The sequence below is a fragment of the Geodermatophilaceae bacterium NBWT11 genome (assembly GCA_014218215.1).
Lineage (GTDB): Bacteria > Actinomycetota > Actinomycetes > Mycobacteriales > Geodermatophilaceae > Klenkia.
In genome coordinates, this window is the sequence record CP043652.1 from 2,757,369 (window position 1) to 2,778,694 (window position 21,326).

The window sequence follows — 21,326 nt, forward strand, 5'->3', positions numbered from 1 at the left end:
CCCGGATGGCGGCGGACCCCGCGATGACGAGCCAGGCGGCCGTCGCCGCGCTCGTCCGGCAGGAGGCCGGCGGGCTGGTGGGGGACGGCGACGTGCTCGACGCCGTCCGGGCCACCGTCGACGAGCTGTCCGGGGCAGGGGTGCTCGAGCCGCTGCTGCGACTGCCCGGGGTGACCGACGTGATGGTGGTCGGCGCGGACCGGGTGTGGGTCGACCGCGGGGCGGGGCTGGAGGAGACCGGTGTCCGGTTCGCCGACGACGAGGCGGTGCGTCGGCTGGCGGTGCGGCTCGCGGCCTCGGCCGGGCGGCGGCTGGACGACGCCGCCCCCTGGGCCGACGTCGGGCTGCCCGACGGCACCCGGCTGCACGCGGTGCTGCCACCGGTGTCCGGATCAGGGACCTGCCTGTCACTGCGGGTGCTCCGCCGGGCCCGGCTGGACCTCACCGACCTGGCCGCGGCCGGTGCCCTGCCCGGTGCGGCCGAGCACCTGCTGCGCGCCCTGGTGGCCCGGCGCTGCGCGTTCCTGGTCACCGGCGGCACCGGGACGGGCAAGACCACCCTCCTGTCGGCGCTGCTGGGTCTGGTCCCGCCTGCCGAGCGGGTGCTGGTGTGCGAGGACGCCGCGGAGCTCGACCCCCAGCACCCGCACGTGGTCCGGCTGCTCACCCGGCCGCCCAACGTGGAGTCCGTCGGCGCGGTGACGCTGCGCGACCTGGTCCGGCAGGCCCTGCGGATGCGCCCGGACCGGCTCGTGGTGGGGGAGGTGCGCGGGGCCGAGGCCCCCCGCCGCCGGGTTCCCCAGGCGGCGAGTCGCCGCCCGCGCCGAGCGGGTCGTCTCCGCCCGGCAGCTCGCCCTCGATCGCCAGCGCCGGGGTAGCCGAGCCGTCGAGGACCGTCACCCGCACCCGGAGGAGCTGCAGGACCTCCCGCTGCTGCTCCGGGCCCATCGAGGGCAGCCGCTCAGCCGCCTGGACGGCCAGCCGGCGGATCGTGACCGCCCGATCGGCCTCCGCGGCCCGCGACGCCTGCACCGCTTCGAGCTGGGCCGCGTAGGCCGCCAGGCTCTCCGCTTCCCGCTCCAGCTCGGCGACCGCGGCGGCGAGGATCGCGGGGTCCACCCCCGCTCGGAGATAGGCGGTGACCCGCTGGGTGCGGGCCCGCTCGTTCTCCGCCAGCTTCCCCCGCACCGCCTCGAGGTCGGAGGGGCCGTCGTCCCCGGCCTGCTCGCCGAGGTAGGCGTCGGCGGCGGCGATGAGCCGGTCCGGGTCGCCGAGGACCTCGGTGACGGCGGCCCAGACGCGGGCGTCCAGCTCGTCGGCGTGGAGCTTGGGGCAGCCGCAGCGGGGGAGGTCGCCGGGGCGCCACTTCGCGTTCGAGCACCGGTACTGCCGCAGGTCCCGCTCGACTCGATAGACGCCGCCGAGCCGCCCGCCGCACGGGGTCGCCGCCCCACTCACCGGGTAGACCTTGTCCGGGCGCTTCTGCCCGTAGGACCGGCGGCTCAGCGCCCGTTCCAGCGCCTCGTGCTGCCTCGCGGTGAACGGCGGGTCCGCGAGCCGCACCAGGATCGGGTCGCCGTACTTCGGGTTCCCCCAGCGGTCGAGCTTGGTGTGGTGCCCGAGCCGCTTAGGGCGGTCGGCCTTCCCCCACCAGACCTCGCCGCGCATCGACTCTCGCCGCAGCAGGCGGGCGAGGTTGTTGTGGACCCAGGGGCTGCCCCGGCGGGTCAGGTGCCCCAGCCCGTTGAGCAGCGCGCAGGTCTCCCCGGTGGTCTTGCCGTCGCGGACCAGGGCCTTGTAGGCGAGGTCCAGCACCTCGCGCTCCGCCGGGTCGGGCACGCACCGGGCGTCGCGGGTCCGCCCCTCCAGCCGGTAGCCGTAGGGAGCCTCCCCACCGGGCCAGCGACCCTCGGCGGCCTTCCGGCGCTGCCCGCCGACCCCGCGCTCGGCGATGACCTCGCGCTCCATCTCTGCGAAGACGGCCAGAACCCCGCGCATGGCGCGGCCGGCGACGCTGCTGGTGTCGAAGTGCTCGGCCAGGCTGACCAGCGCGACGCCGAGCTCGTCCAGCTCGGCGACCAGCGGGGCGAACAGCGCTGTGGACCGCCCGAGCCGGTCGAGCTTGGTGACGACGAGGGCGTCCACGCGCCCGCCCCGGACCTCGGCGAGCATCCGGTCGAGGGCGGGGCGGGAGTGCTTCGCGCCGGACTCGCCCTCTTCCCGGTAGACGTGCCGCTCGTCCAGGGCCCAGCCGCGGTTGGCGACCTCGGCGCGGCAGCGGTCGAGCTGGTCATCGAGGCTGGTCCCGCTGACCTGGTCGAGCGTGGAGACGCGGGTGTAGATCGCTGCGCGGGGGGCCCCCGGCGGGCGGACGGGGCGGGCGGGGGCCTCCCGCCCGCCGGGGGCCCGGCTCACGCTGCGCCCTCCGCCCCGCCGCGGAGCTGGCCGCGGACCGCCTGGGGCGCGCCATCGCAGGTCGAGGAGTACAGGCTGCGCGGCCTCGCGCCGACGCCGTCATCGAGCTCCAGGACGACGCTGTCTTCGGCCTCCGAGGGCTTCCGGTCGGTCCCGGCCCCTGCCTGGAGCACGCGCTCCAGGAGGGTCATGAGCCGCCACCAGGCCATAACGCCCCCCTGGACACCCGTGTCGATCCCCTCCTCGACGCTGATGAGCCTGGGCATGTCGGGGCGCGAGCCGTCGGACCACTCCTGGGCGATCAGCCAGGCGAACTGCTCGGGGGTCCGAGCGATCCTGTCAAGCGATCTCGTCAGCACTACGCCGACCCGGCGCGCGCGGATCCGCTCCCTCAGCTGCCGGAGGCCGAAGTCGGGGAAGTGGCCGATGTCGACGTAGGCCCTGACGCGCGTGCCCCGGCGTTCGAGGTCAAGGCTTGCCGCGAGGTCCAGAAGGCCCTCGAGGTGCTCGTCCGCTTCTCCCGCGCGGGTGGTCCGTTCGTAGACGGCGATCTCCATGATTTCCTCGTTCTCGTAGGTAGTGCTGGAAGGCGGCGGGGCGCTGTAACGCCCCGCCGCCCCACGCCCCCGGACGGGGGCGGGGCTTGTTGGCCCCGGGCGGACCGGGGCGGGTCTAGCGGCTGGCCGCCTCCGCGGCCTCGGCGGCGAGCCGGCGGGCGGCGCCGGGCCCGTGGGCCTCGGCGATGACGAAGAGCAGAGCGGCACATTCCTCGGCGTCCGCGTCCCACTCCCCGGCGGCGGGGTCGTGCTCGGTGAAGGCCTCGCGGGCGACCTCGCCGGCCGCTGTCAGGAGGCCCTCCCCGCCGCCCCCGAGAACGGCGGGGGCGGCGGCGAGAAGGTCAGCGGGGGAGGGGTCTGGACGGGTCACGGGGCGGCTCCGAGGGGGGGCTTGCCCGGCTGGCAAGCGCTTGCCCCGAGTCAACCGACCAAGATCGTTCCCAGGAATCCATCGTGGGACCTGGGCGCCACGGGCGGGTGCCCGCCTCACGGCGGCGCCGCGAGCGCGTTCAGGTACTGCTCGACCTGCCGCCGCTCGTACGCCGGGAGGGCGAGCGCCGCCGCCCGGAGCTGCCCCCGCTCCATCGGCGTCAGCGACGTCCGGGCCAGCAGCTCCGCCGCCCGCTCCTCCGCCGGCACCGGGGCGGTGACGCCCGGCGCCGAAAGCGCCCGCAGCTCCCCGCGCTCCATCGCGGTCAGCGTCCCCGCGGGCTTCGCCGCCAGCTCCGCCCGCCGGGCGGCCAGCCGGTCCGGGGCGCTCATCGCCGCGACGCCCAGTCGAAGCGGCGCCGGACCGGAACCACCCGGTTCACGGGCGAGTCCGGCTCCGGCCGGACCGTCCGACGGGGCGGTTCGAAGGCCGCGGCGTCAACCTCCCGGGCGTCCCGAATGCAGCTCTCCCCGGAGGCCGCCGCCCGCAGCAGCTCGGCCGTGTCCCTTGGCGGGATCGCCTCCAGGGGCTCCGATCCGGCGGCCCGCCGGAGCACCCCGACGGCCTCGCGCAGCTCTAGGACCTCTCGCAGCTTGCCGCGCAGGACCGCGTCCACCTCGCGGACCTCAGCGTGGACCGACGCCTCCAGCGCCTCCGCCTCCGGGAGCAGCCGCTCCGCGGCGGCGGCCAGCGCCGCCTGGGCCCGTACGCGAGCCTGCTGGACCGCGAACTGGAGGTCCGCGTGCAGCTGCTCCTCCCCGCGGAAGACGGGCTCGGGCTCAGCGAGGACGCTGTAGTCTCCGGCGGCGGCGCGCTCGGCGAGGTGGGCGCGGCGGTTCGACCTCGCCCGCTCGAACTCCGCCTGCCGGTCTCGCAGCGCGTCGCTGAGCTTCGCCAGCGCTTCCTCTGCCTTCGCCTCGGTGGCCTTGGCGGCCCGTACTCCGGGGTCCGCCTCGATGAGCTTGTGCATCTCAGTCTCCTTCCTGGCCCGCCGAGTGGCGGGGGTCTGTGGGGTGGTGCATCGGGTCGCCGCCGGCCCTGCGGGCCCGGACCTCGAGCGACCCGTCCGGGAGCTCCGTCTCCGTGGGGCCCTCCCGCTCGGGCTCGGGGGCGGCCTCGATCTCCCGGGGCGGCGGGGCGGTCCACGCGGCCGCGTGCGGCAGGCCGGTAACCGGCTTGGGGGCGCCGGTTGCGGGCTCGCCGCGGAGGTCCGCGCCTGGGGCGAAGTTGCCGAGGTACCAGCCGAAGAGCGTCCGGGCGTCCTCGAGCTGCCCGGCGTTGGAGCCGAGGTCTGCGAGCACGGCGAGCAGCAGGTCGAGGACGAACTGCGCGTCCTGCTCCGCGAGCTTCCGGTCCAGCTCGCCGAGCCCGTGCTTCGCGGCGGCGTCGGCGACGCGCAACAGCTGCCCCCGCTCCGTCGCCAGCTCCGCGGCGACGCCCTCAATCCGGACGTCGTGGGAGCCGCTTCGCTCCATCTCGACGAGGTGCGCTTCGAGGGCCTGGACTCGCCCGGCGGTGCGGGCGAGTTCGTCGGCGAACTGGTCCAGGGGGCGGGCGCCGTCCACCCGGTTGCCCCACAGCCCGGCCTTCTCCTGCTCCCGCTCCGCGTACCTCCGGCGGTCCTCGGCGGCGGCGGCGGCCCGGACGTTCGGGAGGGTGCCGCCATGCAGCCGGCAGGGACCGGAGCGGTTCGGGGTCCCGGAGCCCGCCGGGTTCTGGCAGGGGGCCCCGGCGGGGCCGGCGGGGGTCTCCCGGTAGGTCGGCCGTCCGCACCGGTCGGCGGGCCACGCCTGCACGGCGGGGTGCCCGGCCTTGTGCGCTCGGCGGGGCCGCTTGACCGGCTCCCCAGCCGCCGCGCTCCCGTTCAGCCTCGGCACGGCGCACCCCCGACCGTCCGGAGTGGGCCGCGGAGGGCCTTCGTGTCGCCGACGTCGGTCTGCGAGGGGCGGCGGGGGCCCACGGCGGGGGTCGAGCCGAGCGAGCCAACCGGCGGCGGCGGGTGGGCACCCGGGCGGGGTGCCCCGGCACCCCGCAGGAACCGGGTGGTCACGACAGCACCCCCGGCTGCGGGCGGCCGGTCCACCGAACCCAGTCGTCCACCGGAGGCGGGACCGCCCAGCGCTCGCCGATGCCGGGGGCGATCCGGAGGACCCGGACCCAGCCGTCGGCGGGCAGCCGAAGCTCCCCGAGGAGGCAGGGGCGGACGCGGGCGTCCTCCTCCGGGTACTCGTCGAACCACTCGCGGTCCAGCCGGGCGGCCAGGGCGGTGACCTCCGGCGCCTCGGGGGGCAGGCGGGGGCTCACCGGGTCCACCCGCGTCGGGCGGCCAGCTCAGCCAACAGCCGGTTCTGCTCGGCCTCCGGCAGCAGCCCGAAGGCGGCCTCCCGGTCCCGGCGCCTCGCGGCGCGGTTCCGGTCGTACGCCCGGCGGTCCTCCACGCCGTCCAGCGCGCGCTGGGCCCGCCGGCGAACGGCGCACGGTGCGCAGACCCGGGGGCGGTCCACCTCCGTCCCGCAGCCGGCGGAGCACTGCAGCGCTCCCAAAACGGTCTTGGGGCCCTCGGTCCTACTCATCTCGGTCTCCGCCTTCCCTCGCGATTCGGGTACTGGGGCGCCGCGCCTTGCCCAGCTGGCACGGGTCTGTTGACGGGTTGACGGCGTTGACGGGCCGCTGCGGGGTGTCGCAGCCCCGCCGCCCGACCCCCTCCGGCCCGTTTCCCCCTCTTCTAAGAGAAGGGAAAAAGAGCCCGCTCTCTGCCGTCAACGCCGTCAACGCCGGGCGGCCTAAGGGCCTCAGCCGCGCCGTCCGGGGCCTCTCGCGCCCTCCGCGGGTTGACGAGGGGGGCTTCCCCGCCGTCAACGTCTCGTCAACAGCCGTCAACGTCTCGTCAACGCTCCGGCGGCTCACGCGGCGCCCCCGTGGGGCAGCTCGGTCTGCGCGGGGCCGTCAACGCCGTCAACGCCGTCAACGCTGCGGCGGATGGCCCACCCGCGGTCGCGCTTGTTCCGGTAGGGCTCGACGTCCCAGCCGCTCTGGCGTAGGGCGGGCGCGACCCGGGCGACGTGGCCGCCCAGGGCGGCGGCGGTCTTGGGCCAGTTCGGCGGCCGCTCGCGCGGTTCGACCCGGAGCCTGAGGAGGTCCAGGATTTCCCCGGCGGAGGCCCGAAGCTCGCCACCGGGGGAGCTGCCCGCCAGCTCCAACAGCGGCCCGACGACCGGGTCGCCCTCCATCACCTGGGCAGCTAGGCCCTCCTGCATCGCCATGTAGGTGCCGTAGGCGTCGGTCCCCCGGGCGACGTCGACGGCGCGGGCGTAGCGGGCGAAGTCGATCATCCGGGGGTTGCGCGGCAGCTCGACCTCCCCGTCGCGGATCGCCCGCAGGGCGCCGGCGAGCACGTCGAGCAGCGCGCCGAACAGCGCGGGCCGCAGCCGCTCGAAGCGCTCCTTCAGGGCGGCGATCTCAAGCCGGTTCTCGGGCGGAATCCGCCGCAGCTGCAGGTGGACCATCCGGTCGGCCAGGTCACCGCGGACAGCGCCCACGCCGATCCCGTTCATCATGATCACGCGCTGGTAGCTGCTCACGACCAGCGACTTGTCGCCGTAGAGCTTCCGGCGGACGTCGCCCTCCCCGGTCGAGGCTCGGCAGACCGCGTCGGAGAACCAGTCCGGGAGAGCGCTGAGATTGTCGAAGTTGGCGACGAGGCTGCCCTCGACGGAGACGGTGAAGCCGTGGTCGTCGCGGGGGGCCTTCCGGCGCGGGGCGGGGCCAGGGTCCATAGCCATGCAGACGAACTCCGAGGTGGTCGTCTTGGCCGCGCCCTGCTCCGCGGTCAGGAGCAGCACCGGGTGAGCGATCTCCGGGACCCAGGCGGCGACCATGTAGGCGACCAGCAGGTCGAACTCCCCGGGGGCGACGTTGAGCAGAGCGGCGAAGTCGGCGAGATCCCCGCCGCGCTCCGGCCGCGGGAACGCGCCGGTGACGTTCGAGCGGGCGAACAGCACCGGCGAGCGGTCGAGGACTCCCCAGCCGTCCGGGCCAACCCGGACGGCCCAGCCGGCCTCGTCGCCGCCGTGGACGTGCACCGATCCGTCCGCGGCCCTCCCGGCCCGCATGTACGCCCGTTCCGGCTCGGTCCGGAGGGCCATACCCCCGAGGACGGCGGCGGCGTCCGTCCGGGCCGCCCCTGGCGCGACGGACCTGTAACGCTCGTAGTACTTGGCGTCCAGCTCGGCCTTGAACTCGCTCCCCAAGACGCGGGTTACGCGACCCCCGGCCTTCGGCACCACGTGGAGGTCGCCGTCGGGGGTGCGGCCCAGGTCGTAAGCCTCCAGAGCCAGCTCGACCAGCCGGTCCGCGGCCTTCAGCCCATCGTCCTGCCTGCCCTCGCCCCCCGCGGCCCCGTCGTCTGCGCTCCGCGAGGGGCCTTCCTCGTACTCGGAGTAGACCCGGTGGAGCGTTGCCTCGATGAACGGGAGGTCGTGCCCGCAGTGCGGGCCGCGGTCGATGCGCCGCAGGACGTCCGGGGCCTGAGCGAGAGCGCCGGCGAGCGGGACCGACCGGCCCCGGCAGCTAGCCGCCCACTGGAAGACGGTCGTGTCGTGCGCGCCGGACTCGATCCGCTCGGGGAGGACGAAGCGCTCGCCCCCGGCTCCGGGCCCAGCTGCCTGCTTCCGGTCCGGGGCGCGGGCCGCGAGGTACCTCGACGCCACCCAGTCGGGGGCGGGCCCCGGCGCATGCTCCTCGCCCAGGAGGGCGCGGCCCTCCTGGCCGGGGCACACGACCAGCCCCCCGAGCCCACGGACGTCCACCCCGGGGTCGACGGTCTGCACGCGGTTCTTGACCCGGTCGGCCCCGAGTCCCTCCAGCGTCTCGAGGTCCGGGTAGGCGTAGAAGTAGTGGGCGCCTCCGCCGGGGCTGCTGGCGACCAGGGCGGCCCCCAGCTCCGCCCCGGCCTCAGCCTCCGCCTGGGCCAGCGACTCCGGGCCGCCGTTCTTGACGTCCGCGTCGAGGACCCAGATCCCGGAGCCGGGGCCGGTCGCAACCCCGACGAGCGTGCCGCGGTGGGTGCCGTTCTCCCCCCACCAGCCAGCCCAGGCGGTGGGGCCGTCGGAGGCCCGGGCCTGCCAGCCCTTGAGGGCGGGGCGCTTGTCCCCGGCACGCACGGGGAAGACCTTCCAGCCGTACCGGGCGGCAAGGCCAAGGGCGGTGTCGAGCTCCTCAGGCCACCGCCGCGCCGCTGCGGGGTCGGAGACGCCGAGGCGTAGCCGGGGCATCAGGCACCGCCCCGGGCACGGCGAGGGACGGGCCGGAGGGACGGGCGTGGGCTCGCGTACCCGACCCGCCCCCCCGGCCTGCCGGACCCGGCGGGCGGGAGCAGGGGAGCCTCCGCCGGGTCGTCTGCGGCGTCGCTGAAGAGCAAGGTCAGCAGCCGGCGCCGCTCCTCGGGGGGAGGGTCGGCGGGGGACCACTGGACCGTGACTCGTTCGCTGGGCACGGCGAAACGGAATCGTGGGACTCCTCGGGCCCCCGACTCTTCAGAGCAGGAGTCCGGGCGGGGCGGGAGGACGGGCGGGACGTCGGCCCGCCTGCCAGGGGGCTGCCGCTCGGCGCCGGGGGTCGTGGACGCCAGGGGTCGCTTGAGCACGGCCGGAGGGCCTCTCGGATCGGGGAAGGTGGCCACGGCGGGCACGACCCGGGAACCCGCGGACGGCGTGCGCCTATCCGGGTTGCCTCAGGTGGTGCCCGACTGTCGTGGCTTCCGCGTCCGAGTTCGGCTCCTCGCTCCCCCCGGCTGGTTGCCGGAGCTCGCGCGCCCCCACTTGCCCTTCACGCCCAGCCATGGTCTGGCGCCCGGAGACCGGTGAGTCCGGGGGCTGGCGCTAACAGTCGTACTGCGTTCGCTTGCTCTTCGATTGCCCGCCGACGGGTGCCGCGGGGCGCTCGGGCTCCTTTGTATAACCGGTCCCCCGCCCACCGCAAGGGCGTGGGCTCGGTCCCTGGGCGCGGGTGCCGGTGCGGGCAGGCGGGCCGCCCGCCGCCGCCGGGTTCAGGCCGGAGGCGGCTCGGGCGCGGAGGCCGGGAGCCGCAGCTCGGGCTCCAGGCCGGCCAGCCCGCCGAACGCCTCCGCCACCTCGCGGAGGGTCGAGGTGATCTGGTCGTAGGCGGAGCCCAGTGCGCGCTGGGCCTCAACGTCGAAGCTGCCGTCCGGCGCCAGCGGCACCGACACGGTCAACGCGCGCATCCGCTGCAACGACGGCCGCAGGGTGCGGTCGAAGGCCTCCGCGCGGGCCAGAGCGATCGCCGCGCGGCAGAACGACGGGTCCAAGTCGTCCACCAGGATCTCGATCCGCCCGCAGTGGTCCGTGATCGCGAACTCGGTGCCGGCTTCCTTGAACGCAAGCGTGAAGTCCCCGTCGATGCCGAAGAGGACCGACGGGGCGTCGAAGTCGGCGAGGTTGGACTCGTCCAGGTACCCGAACGGCTCCACGACGTTCGCGGAGTAGAGGGGGACGTCGCCGGCGGCCTTGCCGAACAGCTCTCCCTTCAGCACTCGCTTGCCGATCGAGAGCCTGAAGTAGCGCCCGTCGCCAAGGGACACCGCCCGCGTCTCCTGCGGGGCCTGGGAGTCGGCCTGCTCGACCAGGGCAGCCGCGAGGTCGGAGACGGTGCCCGACACCTCCGTGAGCCGCTCGGCCAACTCCCTCGGCGAGATCGAGGCGCGGGCTTCGTGCTCCGGGAGGGCCGCTAGCTCGTCCTCGCCCCACCAGCGGTCGACCAGCCAGTGGCTCTCCGGGTGGAAGCGCTCGAAGTCGCGCACCCTCACGCGGTTCCCCGGCGCGGAGGGCGCCTGGTACAGCTCCGGGTACCCCGAGAAGAGGCGGAACTGCTGGGCCATGTCGACCAGGTCGTTCTCGGGGATCACGAAACGCTTGGCGTCGAGGGTCTCGCCGACCCGCCCGACGATGTAGGTGAAGACCGGGGAGACCTGCTCCACCCCGCTGACCTGCTTCTTCCGCAACGAGACGATGTAGGTCTTCTTCGGGGTGCTGTAGAAGGTGTCCTTGGGCAGCGAGATGACGGCCTCCAGGACGCAGTCACGCAGGATCCGCCGCTTCAGGGACTCCTCGGAATGCCGGGCCAGAAGACCGTCGGGCAGGACCACCAAGGCCCGCCCGCCCGGCTTGAGGCCGTTGACGATCTCCTGGACGAAGAGGTTCTCCACCCCAGATCCGGACACGTCGTAGTAAGCCGCGAGCCTGGGGTCCCTGCCGATCGCCTTGCGCTGGCTCGTAGAACCGGCGACGACGTACGGCGGGTTCGTCATGACGAGGTCCCACTGGGCCCGGGGCGCGAGCCGGAGGCTGCCGACCTGGGAGTCGGCCATCGACGTGAAGGTGTCGTTGAGGATCGGCGCGAGGCGGGCAGCGGCCCCGGCGGGGTCCCGCTCGATTGCCTCGCTCAGGTGGATGAGCATGTTGGCCTTTGCGAGGCGCACCGTCTTGGCGTCTCGGTCGTAGCCGCGGTAGGTCAGCGGTGCGGCCGCGGGGTCGCGGAAGTCATGCGCTCGCTTGTGCACCAGGGGCTCGAGGAGGAAGCCCCCCACGCCGGCCGCCGGGTCCGCGACGGACGCGCCCGGCGGCAGCGACTCGACGCCGCTCATCTCCACGATGGCCTTCACGACGTTCCTCGGGGTGAAGAACTGGCCCCAGTTCTTCTGGCTGATGCTCTTCTTCAGGAACCGCTCGAAGATCCTGGACTTGAACTCCGGGTCGATGCGCCGCAGGTTGCCGAAGGCTTGGAACCGCGCCAGCACGCTGAGGAAGATCGACCGGTGGTCGCGGTTCGCCGGGTCGAGGGAGAGGCCGCCCACGACGCTGACGCCGTCGGAGCCGGGCGGGAACAGGCGCTCGATAGCTGGCCTCGTCTCCTCGACGTACCTGGGGAGGGCTTGGTCGGTCGAGAGGGTCCGGACGGACTCGAAGTCCACCTTCACGCCGCTCGGTGAGACGCCCAGCAGGCCGAGGTCGGACAGGAACTTAAAGAGCAGAACCTCAACGAAGGACGCGAGGCATGTCTCCGGGCTGTCCCCCGACGCCAGCCAGAGCATTTGCCACGTTTGGTCCGCCAGCCTGGTCGGGTCAACTGAGGCAAGCGGGACCAGTGACGCGGTGGCGGGGTCCAGCTCGGTTTGCAGACGCGAGATCAGCTCGGCCAGAGCCTCGCGGCCGTCAACCGACGCGAGGTCAACCGGCGCGTCCAGCGGGTAGCCGTCCTCGCGCCCGATCGCTCGCCACGTCGCCGCCTGGGGGTCCACCAGTAACCAGAAGGTGCTGACCGTGTCGCTAACGACGGCCAGCGAGCAGTCCAGCTGGCCGTTGTAGACCTCGGCCACCTTGTTGAAGACGGTGGTCCGGCGTGCCTCCGTCCCAAGCTCCCCCCGGTCCTTGTACTCGACGACCAGGATGGGGCGGGGGTGCTCGGGGTCGCGCCGGTCGACGACCAGGCCGTCCGGCTTGGCGGTCGGGCTGGCGTAGAGCTTGTCCTGGACGGCGCCCACGGCCTTGAGCTGGCGGATCGTCGAGTTGCCGATGTTGAAGCCCTCGTACGGGCCGACTCGGTCCCCCCTCAGCGCTCCGTCCGCCGCCAGATAGCCGCGTTGGCGCAGGTCTTCGGACATCTCGTTCCCCCAGACGCGGCTGGGGTTCACCAGCAGCTCCAGGAGAGTACCTACGCGTTCTGGGGTGGTCTGCATGGGGGCCAGAGCACTCGCTGGGCTGGCGAACCGCGGGGATGCGGCCCGCGACGCGTCGGCGGGGCCGCGCCTAGCCGTCCCCGGGTACCCCCACCGGAGCGGCGCCGGCGGGGCGGCGCAGCACCCCGTGCTTCGACAGGATGTTCCGCACCGCCGAGTGCGAGCGGTCCGTTAGCTCTGCGAGCTCGCGCAGGGACCGGCCCTCGGCGTACGCCGCCAAGATGAAGGCCTCCACCCGGGCCTGCACGGCGGGGTCCGGCCGGGGAGCCGCGGTACCCGCGAACTCGCAGAGCGGCTGTGGTTGTGGCCGCGGCGGGTAGGGCACGGAGCCGACCCTATGGCCTCCGCGAACTGGCGCCGGGGGCTCAGGCGCCCTACAGCACGACGTATAGCAAGCCCACGAGCGTCGCGAACAGGCCGATGCCAGCCATGACGGCCCCGCCCACGGCGGGGGCGCCGATGGTCCATGCGACGAGCGCGCAGCACCCGGCGAATGCGAGCAGGCAACCGATGAGCCGCTTGGCCGCCACCGTGCCGTAAGCGCGGCGGGTCCAGCCGATGGTGGCGATCCATGCCCGCGAGCCGCTGGTTAGGGCGGGGTCGAGGCCCGAAGCGTCGAGAACCGCGATCATCTCCGCGACGTAGACGGCGAACCCGTCGTCCGCCTCGTCGTCAGCCGGACCCAGGCCCGCGCCAGCCCCGTCGTTCCCGGCGTCTTCGGGGGCCACGTCGCCCGGGGGCTCGACACTGCCGCCCCCGCCCTCGCCCTTCTCGGCCCCCGGGAGCCACCCGTACGACTCGGCGGCCGCGCGGTTCGCCGCCGCCGTCTCCGCGGGCGTGGCTCCCTCATCGGCCAGGCCCAGCCAATCCTCCGTGAACGGGGCGACCGCCTGCCGCGCCAGCTCGTCGGCCCGCAGGTCGTAACCCGCCAGCGCCAGCTTCGCCGCCTCGTACGCGTTCGGCAGATCGCGGACTTGCGACGCGGCGCGGACGCTCTCCGTCAGGGTCGCGAGCCGGTCGGCGGGGACGTCCGAGCTCGCCAACCGGGCGGCTTCGAAGGTCAGCGGGGCCGCGGCTGCAGCCCGCATGGTCGCGAGCTGGGCCTGCGTGGTGGCGGCGATCTGCTTCGACAGCTCCGAGTAGGGGATCTGGGCCTGAGCCAGCATCGGCGCGACGGCGGCCTTCACCCGGTCGTTCAGCGCCGCGTTGAGGTGGGCCTCCGCCAACCGCGCCGTCTTCCGGAGCTGCTCCAGGTGCTGGCTGGTCCACGTGCGACCGATCGCCTGCAGCTGCTCCCGGTGCTGCCGCTCGGCCGCCTGGGCCGCCTCGCGCACGCCCCGGAGGGGGTCGGTCCCGTACGGGTGGCTCGTCACGCCTCCGACGCTACTGGGGCAGTACCGGCCCCGCCCCGCCACCGCTAGGCGGCCTCCGCCCGCCAGCGCATGGGCACCCCGGGCGCGTGGGGCCGAGGTGGTCGACCTGCTGGCCGCGCTCAACACCGGGCACGACGGTGGCTGCGGCACGCTGCACGTCAACCGGGCCGCCGAGGTGCCCGCCCGGCTCGAGGCCCTGGGCGTGGCCGCCGGCCTGGACCGGGCGGCGGTGCACAGCCAGGCCGCGGCGGCGCTGTCGGTCGTGGTGCACCTGCGCCGCGCAGCCGGGGGCCGCCGGGTCGAGGAGCTGGGCGTCGTGCGCCGGCGCGGCGAGCTGATCGAGGTCGTGTCCGGGTGGCGCGCGGACGGTGCCGAGGCACCGGCGGGGGCGGAGCTGGCGGCCCTGCTCGGGGTGCGCGCGTGAGCGCCGTCGTGCTGAGCCTGCTGGGTGCGGCGGTCGTGACGTGGCCCCGTGGCTCGGACCCGCTCGTGCGCCGCGCCCGCAGGCTCCAGCCCCGGGGCCGTCCCGGGCCCCCGACCACGCTGCCCGTGGCGGTCCTCGTCGTCGGTGCGGCCGTGACGACCGCGGCGCTGTTCTCGACCCCGGTCGTCGCTGCCCTGGTCGGCGGCGCGGCCGTCGCGGGGGTCCGGGCCTGGCGGCGGCGGGCGGCCGAGCGGGACGCCGAGGTCCGCGACCGGGCCCTGGCCGAGGCCCTCGGGGTGCTCGCCGCCGAGCTCCGGGCCGGCCGACCGCTGGCCGACGCCACCACGACCGCGGTCGGGGGCTGCCCGCACCCGGCCGTCGCCGCAGCCCTCGGCCCGGTGCTGCGCACCGGCACCGCGGACCCCGGCGAGGGCGGGGCGCTGGCCCGACTGGCTGCGGCGGTGACCGTGAGCGCCCGCACCGGCTGCTCGCTGGCGGCGGTCGTGGCCGCCGCCGAGGACGACGTGCGGGCCCGGCTGCGCACCCGGGCCGAACTGCGAGCTGCGGTGTCCGGGCCGCGGGCGTCCGGGGTGGTGCTGGCCGGGCTGCCGGTGCTCGGGCTGCTGATGGGGGCCGGGGTCGGGGCCGACCCGTGGCAGGTGCTGACCGGCACCCCGGTCGGCACGGCGCTGCTCGTCGGGGGCGTCGGCCTGGAGGCCCTCGGTCTGTCCTGGACGGCCCGGTTGGTGCGCCGGGCAGCAGCCCGGTGACCGGCGCGCCCCTCGCGCTGCTGGCCCTCGCCCTGCTCGCCTGGCCGCGCCCGCCCGGGACCGCCGGCCGCCGGCTCGGTCCGCGGCAGCCGGCGGTCCCGCCGGACGACCCGCCCCCGGGTGTGGTCCGTCGGTGGGCGGTCGGCGCCCTGGCCGGCCTCGTGGTCCCGCTGCTCGCCGGGCCGGGGCCGGTCTCGCTGCTGTGCGCCGTCGCCGTGGCCGTCGGCGTCGAGCGGGTCACCCGCCGCGCCGGAGCCCCGCCCGACCCGGCGGGCCCCGTGCGGGCCGACCTCCCGGTGGCCTGCGAGCTGCTCGCGGTCTGTCTGGCCGGCGGGACCCCGGTCGCGGGCGCGGTGGGCGCGGTCGGCACCGCCCTGGGCGGACCGCTGGGCACGGCCATGCAGACCGTCGCCGCCCGCTACCGGCTGGGCGCCTCCCCACGAGCCGCCTGGTCCGACGTGCCCCCGACCGCCGCTGCCCTGGCCCGCACGGTGGTGCGGGCCGGGGAGTCCGGATCGGCGGTGGTGCCCGCGCTGCGCCGGCTCGCCGACGACGCCCGGGTCACCGAGCGGGCCGACACCGCGGCCGCGGTGCAGCGCGCCGGGGTGTGGGTGCTGGCGCCCCTGGGGCTGTGCTTCCTGCCCGCGTTCCTCTGCCTCGGCGTCGCCCCGCTCGTGCTCGGCATCGCCGCGGACGTCTTCGGGTGAGCACGGACCGGGCCCGGTGTGCCGGCCGCCGTCCCCAACCGGAGTGGCTGTCCACAGATCGCCCGGACGGGGCCTGCCCGGGGCCGCGCCGCCGGAGTCTCGGGACGGGTCCGACGGACGGACCCGGGAGAGGAGTCGACATGACGACACGACGACACGAACGGGGACCGGCCCGGGAGGCGCGGGTGCACCCGGTGGTGGTCTCGGCCTGGCCCGCCCGGGTCCGGGCCCGGTTGACCGCGGACCCCGAGGCGGGGATGAGCACCGCGGAGTACGCGGTCGGCACGGTGGCGGCCTGCGCCTTCGCCGCCGTCCTCTACTCGGTGGTGACCGGCGCCTCGGTGGTCACCGCGATGAGCGGGCTGGTGGCCGACGCGCTGGCCACGCTGTCCTGAGGTGTCCCGACGACGAGCACGGTGGCGGGACGACCGGGGGATGGTGACCGCCGAGACGGCGGTGGTGCTGCCGGTGCTGCTCCTGGTGCTGGCCGGTGCGGTGGCCGCCGTGGTCGTCGTCGGGGCCCAGCTCCGCTGCGTGGACGCCGCCCGGGAGGGCGCCCGGGCGGCGGCCCGGGGCGAGTCGGCCGCGACGGTGGCATCGCTGGCCGGCCAGGCCGCCCCCGACGGGGCCCGGGTGGCGACGGCGACCGACGGCGACCGGGTGACCGTCACCGTCTCGGTCCGCGTGCAGCCGCTGGGTCCGCTCCCACTCGCGGTCACGGTGTCCTCGGCCGCCACCGGCCTGACCGAACCGGCTGCCGGGGCGCTGCCGTGAGGGACGAGGAGGGGTCGGCCACCGTGTGGGTGGTCGCGCTGGCCGGCCTGCTCGCGGCCCTCGGCGCGGTCACCGTGCTGGTCGGGTCGGCGGTGGTGGCGCGGCACCGGGCGACCACCGCCGCCGACCTGACCGCGTTGGCGGTGGCCGGCCGGGCGGTGCTGGCGGACCCGGCGGCCTGCGCGGTGGGGGAGGGGGTGGCCGCGGCCAACGGTGCCGGCCTGGTGTCCTGCCGGGTCGACGCCGGCGCGGTGGTCGTCGTCGAGGTGACCGTGCCGGTCCGCCTCGGGCCGCTCGGGGTGACCGCAGCCCGGGCGCACGCGCGGGCGGGCCCGGTGCCGCCGTGACCGGCCTAGAAGACGACGTCGTCGACCGGGCGGGTCCGACGATCGGGGGCGGCGTCGGTGTCGGCGTGGTCCTCGACGTCGCTCCACTCGGCCTCGGTCCCGGGTGCCACCTCGTCCGGGACCGCCACCGGCGTGCGCGAGCCCCGCATCGGACGGGCCGCCGGTGCCGAGCCCAGCCGCTGGCGCCGGCGCAGTGCCCTCGAGTGCGCCGCGGACGTCGCCGCCCGCGCCTGCGCGAACGGCCCGCCGAGCCCGAGCGGGTCGGGCTCCTCGACGGCCGCGTCCTCCGCCGCCTCGGTGTCCCCGGCCGCCGCGAGCTCGTCGAGGACCACGTCGAGCACCCGGACCGCCCCGGCCTTGTCCAGCGGGTCGTTGCCGTTGCCGCACTTGGGCGATTGGACGCACGACGGGCAGCCCGAGTCGCACTCGCAGCTGGCCACCGTCGCCCGGGTGGCGGTGAGCCAGCGGCGGAGCACCGCGTGCCCGCGCTCGGCGAAGCCCGCGCCGCCGGGGTGCCCGTCGTAGACCACGATCGTGGCCGCGCCGGTGTCCGGGTGCAGCGCGGTCGAGATGCCGCCCAGGTCCCACCGGTCGCAGGTCGCCAGCAGCGGCAGGATCCCGATCGCGGCGTGCTCGGCGGCGTGCAGCGAGCCCGGCACGGCCAGGTCGTCGAGCTCGGCGCGCTGCAGGGCCCGCTCGTCGAGGGTCAGCCAGACCGCCCGGGTGCGCAGCTGCCGGGCCGGCAGGTCCAGCGGGAACTCCGCCAGCACCTCACCGGTGCCGACCCGACGCCGCTGGTAGGCCACCACCTGGTTGGTCACGTCGACCGTCCCGGTGTGCGCGGTGACCGTGCCCAGACGACGGGTGGTGCTCACGTCCACGATCGACAGGTCGGTGACGTCGCGGGCCACCGTCGTCCACTCCGGGCTCTCCGGGTGCACTGCGGCGCAGGCGTCCTCGACGTCCAGGGAGTCCACGACGAAGGTCTCCCCGCGGTGCACGTACAGCGCGCCCTCGTGCACGGCGGAGTGCGCCGCGTCGCCGTCCACCGTGCCCAGCAGCCGGCCGGTGGAGCCCTCGATGATCGACACCGGCTCGGCCCCGGAGCCCCGGATGTCGACGTCGGGCCGGCCGCGCCCGGCCCAGTACCAGCCGGTGGGCCGCCGCCGCAGCTGCCCGGTGGCGACCAGGTCCTCCAACGCGGCCCGGGCCGCGTCGCCGCCGAACTCCTCGAGCTCGTCGTCGGTCAGCGGCAGCTCGGCCGCGGCGCAGCACAGCTGGGGGCCCAGGACGTAGGGGTTGGTGGGGTCGGTGACCGTGGCCTCCACCGGCCGGCCGAACACTGCGCGCGGGTGGTGGGCCAGGTAGTGGTCCAGCGGGTCGTCGCGGGCGACGAAGACGACCAGGGACTCGCGTTCCGCGCGTCCGGCCCGCCCGGCCTGCTGCCAGAGCGAGGCCAGCGTGCCGGGGTAGCCGGCGAGCACGACGGCGTCCAGGCCGGCGATGTCGATGCCCAGCTCCAGGGCGTTCGTCGTCGCCACCCCGAGCAGGTCGCCCGCCGACAGCGAGCGCTCGAGCTCGCGGCGCTCCTCGGGCAGGTAGCCGCCCCGGTAGGAGTCCACCCGGCGGACCAGGTCCGGGCGCCCCCGGTCGGTGAGGATCCGGCGGGCCTGGTCGGCGACGGACTCCGCGGAGCGCCGGGACCGGACGAACGCCAGCGTCCGGGCGCCCTGCTCGACCAGGTCGGCGAGCAGCCCGGCGGCGTCCGCGGCGGCCGAGCGGCGCAGCGGGGCCCCGTGCTCCCCGGTCTTCTCGGTCAGCGGCGGCTCCCACAGCGCGAAGGTGGCGCCCGGCCGGGGTGAGCCGTCCTCGGTGACCGCGGTGACCGGTGCCCCCACCAGCCGGGTCGCGGCTGCTGCCGGGTCGGCGACGGTGGCCGAGGCCAGCACGAACACGGGGTCGGCGCCGTAGCGGCGGCAGATCCGCCGCAGCCGACGCAGCACGTGCCCGACGTGGGAGCCGAAGACCCCCCGGTAGGCGTGGCACTCGTCGACCACGACGTAGGCCACCCGGCGCAGCGTGGACGCCCAACGCTGGTGCCCCGGCAGGATCCCGCGGTGCACCATGTCCGGGTTGGTGACGATCCACCGGGAGTGCCGGCGCACCCAGTCCCGCTCCTCCTGCGGGGTGTCCCCGTCGTAGGCGGCCGGGCGCACCGAGGGCCCGGCGATCGCGCTCACCGCGGCCAGCTGGTCGCGGGCCAACGCCTTGGTGGGCGCCAGGTACAGCACGCAGGCCCGGTCGTCCTCGGCGAGGGTGGACAGCGCGGGCAGCTGGTAGGCCAGCGACTTGCCCGAAGCCGTGCCGGTGGCGACCACGACGTGCTGCCCGGCGTGCGCCAGTTCGGCGGCGGCGACCTGGTGGCTGAACGGGGCACGGACGCCACGGGACACCAGCCGCTCCCGCAGGTCGGTCGGCACCCAGGTCGGCCAGACGCCGTGGCTGCTCTCCCGCACCGGCAGCCGGTGGACGTGGGTGACCGGGGAGTCCTCCTCGGGGGTGCCGACCAGCAGCGCGTCGAGCAGCTCGTCCCCGGGCAGGGCGGACGGCGGCACCGGGACCGCTGCGGAGGACGTCACCCCACCACTGTCCCTCGTGCCACCGACAGTCCGGTGCACACACCCCGGCCGTCCGCACCAGCAGTCCGGCCCGGCTGTGGACGGGGGCCCCGCCTGTGGACGACGGGCCCCGGACCGTCGGTGGCGGAGCCGAGGGTCGCCGTCGTCGGCCCCACCCGGGGGCCGCGACCGACAGGAGCCCCCCGTGCCCGACCTCGTGACCGTCCAGCTGGACGCCGTCGACGCGCTGGCCGCACGGCTGGCCGGGCTGGGCGGTGAGCTGACCGCCGACGCCGAGCTCACCCGGGTGAGCGCGCCGGCTGCGGCCGCCGCCCTCCCCGGGCCGGCCGGCGCGGAGCTGGCGGGCACCGGCACGGCCTGGTCGGCGCTGCTCGACGTGCTGGCCGAGAGCACGTCGGCGATCGCGGCCACGCTGGTCGCCTCGGTGGCCGCCTACCGGGCCCTGGACGCGTCGCTGGACGCAGTGATCACCCAGCGGATCAGCGGCCGGTACGGCCTGACGGCGGTGGCCGCGTGAGCGCCGCGGACCTGTACGCCATTGCCGGCTGGGACGTCGCCGCCCTGCGCGGGTCGGCCGGGACCCTGGGCGACGTCGCCGAGCGGGTCGGCCCGTGGGCGGTCCGGGTCGACGGCCTGGCCGTGGCGCTGTCGGCCGCCGACTGCTGGTCCGGTCCCGCGGGCACCGTCGCCGCCGCTGCACTCACCGAGCTCACCCGGGCCGCCGGCGGGGTGCACGTGGCCCTGGTGGCCGCCGGCGAGCAGCTCCTCGTGGTGGCCGGGGAGGCCGACACCGCCCGGACCGCGGCCGAGACGGCACTGGCGGTCGCGGCCACCGGTCCGGTGGAGCTCGCCGCGGACGGCACCCTGGTCGGACCGCCGCCCGCGGCCACGGCGGTCCCGGAGCTGGACCAGGTCGGGGTGGTGGAGGACCGGCAGCGCGCCGCGGACCTGGCGGTGCGGTGGGCGCGCGATGCGCTGGCCGCGGCCGGCGCCACCCACCTCGCCGCGGTCGCCGTCGGCACGGCGCTGGCCGAGGTGGGGGTGCTCGCCGCCGTCGCGCCCGCCGACCTCGCCGGCCTGGTGGGCGCCGTGGACAGCCACCCCGTCGCCGCGCCCCGGGTGCCGCCGCCCGGTGACCCGACAGCGGCCGGGGCCTGGTGGACCGGGCTCACCCTGGTCGAGCAGCAGGCCGTGGTCGCCGCCGACCCGGAGGCGATCGGCGGGCTGGACGGCGTCCCGGCGGCCGCCCGGGACGAGGCCAACCGGGCGCTGCTGGCCCGTGCCCTGGCCGACCCGCAGGCGGACGGCTCCGGGACGGCCGTGGCCGTGCAGGACCAGCTCACCCGGCTGGCCGCCGACGGGCGGACCGCGCAGCTGGTGCTCTTCGACCCCGGCGAGGACCTCGTCGCCCTGGGCGTCGGTGACCTGGACACCGCAGGGGCGGTCGGGGTGCTCGTCCCGGGGATGATGACCGCCCCGGTCGGTGACCTGGGGGCGATGACCACCGACGCGGTGCACGTGCAGGACCTGGCCGAGGCGGCAGCGCCCGGCCTGGCGGTGGCCACCCTGGTCTGGATGGGCTACCAGACCCCGGGGGTCGGCTCCTTCTTCCTCCCGGTCAACGCGCGGGCGGCCGGTCCGGTGCTGGACCGCACCCTCGACGGGCTCGCGGTGGCCAGGTCCGGGCCGGCGGCGGCCGGGGGAGCACCGCTCCCGCGGACGACGCTGGTCGCGCACAGCTACGGCACGGTCGTGGCCGGGGAGGCGGCCCGCGCCGAGGGCGAGCTGGCCGCCGACGCCGTCGTGGTGCTCGGCAGCCCGGGCATGCGGGTGGCCGACGCGAGCGGGCTCGAGGCCGACGAGGTGTACGGCGCCTGGAACATCGAGGACCCGGTGTCCTGGTCGGGCTACTACGGTCCCGGGCCGTCCACGCCGTTCTTCGGTGCGGTCCCGTTGCCCACCGATCCCGACCAGGGACACACCTCTTACTACGACCCCGAGCGGCCCACCCTGCAGGCGATCGCCGAGGTCGTGGCGGGCACCCGGGAGCCGTCCTGACCGGGGCCCTGGCCGAGCCCCCGGCGCGCCCGTGCCACCTCGTCGCACGGACGGCCTGCTCCGCCGTGGCCTACCGTGGC

20 protein-coding genes and 2 pseudogenes are annotated in these 21,326 nt (G+C 76.2%); 9 read left to right on the forward strand and 13 right to left on the reverse strand.

The genetic code is table 11. The features are described from left to right. Nucleotides 1-5: 5 nt before the first annotated feature. Nucleotides 6-878, forward strand: coding sequence for a hypothetical protein (locus F1C76_13220; protein QNG39228.1), 873 nt, complete (start codon nt 6-8; stop codon nt 876-878). Here the strand turns inward: F1C76_13220 and F1C76_13225 are convergent. From F1C76_13225 to F1C76_13280, 12 genes are all read right to left on the reverse strand, one after another. Next, entirely contained in the window at nt 664-2,415 is a 1,752-nt protein-coding gene (locus F1C76_13225; protein QNG37417.1) for a hypothetical protein, read from the reverse strand. The two genes, F1C76_13220 and F1C76_13225, sit on opposite strands and share 215 nt — an antisense overlap. Beyond that, nucleotides 2,412-2,972, reverse strand: a complete 561-nt coding sequence (locus F1C76_13230) for a hypothetical protein (protein QNG37418.1) — start codon at nt 2,970-2,972, stop codon at nt 2,412-2,414. Before F1C76_13230 ends, F1C76_13225 begins: the two co-directional genes overlap by 4 nt. Nucleotides 2,973-3,087: 115 nt before the next feature. After that, nucleotides 3,088-3,342, reverse strand: coding sequence for a hypothetical protein (locus F1C76_13235; GenBank protein ID QNG37419.1), 255 nt, complete (start codon nt 3,340-3,342; stop codon nt 3,088-3,090). A 116-nt stretch (nt 3,343-3,458) separates the two neighbouring features. Then, a complete protein-coding gene (locus tag F1C76_13240; protein QNG37420.1) occupies nt 3,459-3,734 on the reverse strand; it encodes a hypothetical protein in 276 nt (91 codons plus the stop codon). Beyond that, a complete protein-coding gene (locus F1C76_13245) occupies nt 3,731-4,372 on the reverse strand; it encodes a hypothetical protein (GenBank protein QNG37421.1) in 642 nt (213 codons plus the stop codon). Before F1C76_13245 ends, F1C76_13240 begins: the two co-directional genes overlap by 4 nt. A 1-nt stretch (nt 4,373) precedes the next feature. Next, a complete protein-coding gene (locus tag F1C76_13250) occupies nt 4,374-5,279 on the reverse strand; it encodes a hypothetical protein (protein ID QNG37422.1) in 906 nt (301 codons plus the stop codon). Nucleotides 5,280-5,448: 169 nt separating this feature from the next. After that, the gene (locus F1C76_13255; protein QNG37423.1) at nt 5,449-5,706 is read right to left on the reverse strand and encodes a hypothetical protein; all 258 of its coding nucleotides are present in this window, start codon (nt 5,704-5,706) and stop codon (nt 5,449-5,451) included. Then, the gene (locus F1C76_13260; GenBank protein QNG37424.1) at nt 5,703-5,906 is read right to left on the reverse strand and encodes a hypothetical protein; all 204 of its coding nucleotides are present in this window, start codon (nt 5,904-5,906) and stop codon (nt 5,703-5,705) included. The genes F1C76_13255 and F1C76_13260 overlap by 4 nt, the downstream gene beginning before the upstream one ends. A gap of 399 nt (nt 5,907-6,305) precedes the next feature. Further along, nucleotides 6,306-8,675: a bifunctional DNA primase/polymerase gene (locus tag F1C76_13265; protein QNG37425.1), complete on the reverse strand. Its 2,370-nt coding sequence runs from the start codon at nt 8,673-8,675 to the stop codon at nt 6,306-6,308. Between the two features lie 773 nt (nt 8,676-9,448). Continuing rightward, on the reverse strand, nt 9,449-12,154 hold the full coding sequence (locus F1C76_13270) for an N-6 DNA methylase (protein QNG37426.1): 2,706 nt from the start codon (nt 12,152-12,154) through the stop codon (nt 9,449-9,451). A 70-nt stretch (nt 12,155-12,224) separates the two neighbouring features. Next, nucleotides 12,225-12,479, reverse strand: coding sequence for a helix-turn-helix domain-containing protein (locus F1C76_13275; GenBank protein QNG37427.1), 255 nt, complete (start codon nt 12,477-12,479; stop codon nt 12,225-12,227). A 49-nt stretch (nt 12,480-12,528) separates the two neighbouring features. Then, nucleotides 12,529-13,488 carry a hypothetical protein gene (locus F1C76_13280; protein QNG37428.1) on the reverse strand — a complete coding sequence of 320 codons (960 nt, stop codon included), beginning with the start codon at nt 13,486-13,488 and terminating at the stop codon, nt 12,529-12,531. 124 nt (nt 13,489-13,612) lie between these two features. On the opposite strand from F1C76_13280, the pseudogene F1C76_13285 reads away from it, so the two are divergent. From F1C76_13285 to F1C76_13310, 6 genes and pseudogenes are all read left to right on the forward strand, one after another. Then, nucleotides 13,613-13,951, forward strand: a pseudogene (locus tag F1C76_13285) (pilus assembly protein CpaF). Further along, a complete protein-coding gene (locus tag F1C76_13290) occupies nt 13,948-14,721 on the forward strand; it encodes a pilus assembly protein TadB (protein ID QNG37429.1) in 774 nt (257 codons plus the stop codon). Before F1C76_13285 ends, F1C76_13290 begins: the two are co-directional and overlap by 4 nt. Next, nucleotides 14,718-15,428 carry a type II secretion system F family protein gene (locus F1C76_13295; protein ID QNG37430.1) on the forward strand — a complete coding sequence of 237 codons (711 nt, stop codon included), beginning with the start codon at nt 14,718-14,720 and terminating at the stop codon, nt 15,426-15,428. Before F1C76_13290 ends, F1C76_13295 begins: the two co-directional genes overlap by 4 nt. Nucleotides 15,429-15,568: 140 nt before the next feature. After that, nucleotides 15,569-15,823, forward strand: a complete 255-nt coding sequence (locus F1C76_13300; GenBank protein ID QNG37431.1) for a DUF4244 domain-containing protein — start codon at nt 15,569-15,571, stop codon at nt 15,821-15,823. Between the two features lie 40 nt (nt 15,824-15,863). Beyond that, nucleotides 15,864-16,202 carry a pilus assembly protein TadE gene (locus F1C76_13305; protein QNG37432.1) on the forward strand — a complete coding sequence of 113 codons (339 nt, stop codon included), beginning with the start codon at nt 15,864-15,866 and terminating at the stop codon, nt 16,200-16,202. Then, the gene (locus F1C76_13310; GenBank protein QNG37433.1) at nt 16,199-16,549 is read left to right on the forward strand and encodes a flp pilus-assembly TadE/G-like family protein; all 351 of its coding nucleotides are present in this window, start codon (nt 16,199-16,201) and stop codon (nt 16,547-16,549) included. Before F1C76_13305 ends, F1C76_13310 begins: the two co-directional genes overlap by 4 nt. Before the next feature lie 311 nt (nt 16,550-16,860). On the opposite strand, the pseudogene F1C76_13315 reads toward F1C76_13310, so the two are convergent. After that, a pseudogene (locus F1C76_13315) lies at nt 16,861-19,164 on the reverse strand (DEAD/DEAH box helicase). Between the two features lie 208 nt (nt 19,165-19,372). On the opposite strand from F1C76_13315, the gene F1C76_13320 reads away from it, so the two are divergent. Together F1C76_13320 and F1C76_13325 are read left to right on the forward strand one after the other, a co-directional pair. Continuing rightward, nucleotides 19,373-19,705 carry a hypothetical protein gene (locus F1C76_13320; protein ID QNG37434.1) on the forward strand — a complete coding sequence of 111 codons (333 nt, stop codon included), beginning with the start codon at nt 19,373-19,375 and terminating at the stop codon, nt 19,703-19,705. Then, complete coding sequence (locus F1C76_13325; GenBank protein ID QNG37435.1) at nt 19,702-21,246, forward strand: hypothetical protein; 1,545 nt, start codon at nt 19,702-19,704, stop codon at nt 21,244-21,246. Before F1C76_13320 ends, F1C76_13325 begins: the two co-directional genes overlap by 4 nt. The last annotated feature ends 80 nt before the right edge of the window (nt 21,247-21,326 follow it).

Coding starts and splice junctions, on each gene's coding strand:
- F1C76_13220 (QNG39228.1), top strand. CDS start 6: ATGGCGGCGGACCCCGCGATGACGAGCCAGGCGGCCGTCGCCGCGCTC.
- F1C76_13230 (QNG37418.1), bottom strand. CDS start 2,972: ATGGAGATCGCCGTCTACGAACGGACCACCCGCGCGGGAGAAGCGGAC.
- F1C76_13240 (QNG37420.1), bottom strand. CDS start 3,734: ATGAGCGCCCCGGACCGGCTGGCCGCCCGGCGGGCGGAGCTGGCGGCG.
- F1C76_13245 (QNG37421.1), bottom strand. CDS start 4,372: ATGCACAAGCTCATCGAGGCGGACCCCGGAGTACGGGCCGCCAAGGCC.
- F1C76_13265 (QNG37425.1), bottom strand. CDS start 8,675: ATGCCCCGGCTACGCCTCGGCGTCTCCGACCCCGCAGCGGCGCGGCGG.
- F1C76_13270 (QNG37426.1), bottom strand. CDS start 12,154: ATGCAGACCACCCCAGAACGCGTAGGTACTCTCCTGGAGCTGCTGGTG.
- F1C76_13300 (QNG37431.1), top strand. CDS start 15,569: ATGACGACACGACGACACGAACGGGGACCGGCCCGGGAGGCGCGGGTG.
- F1C76_13305 (QNG37432.1), top strand. CDS start 15,864: ATGGTGACCGCCGAGACGGCGGTGGTGCTGCCGGTGCTGCTCCTGGTG.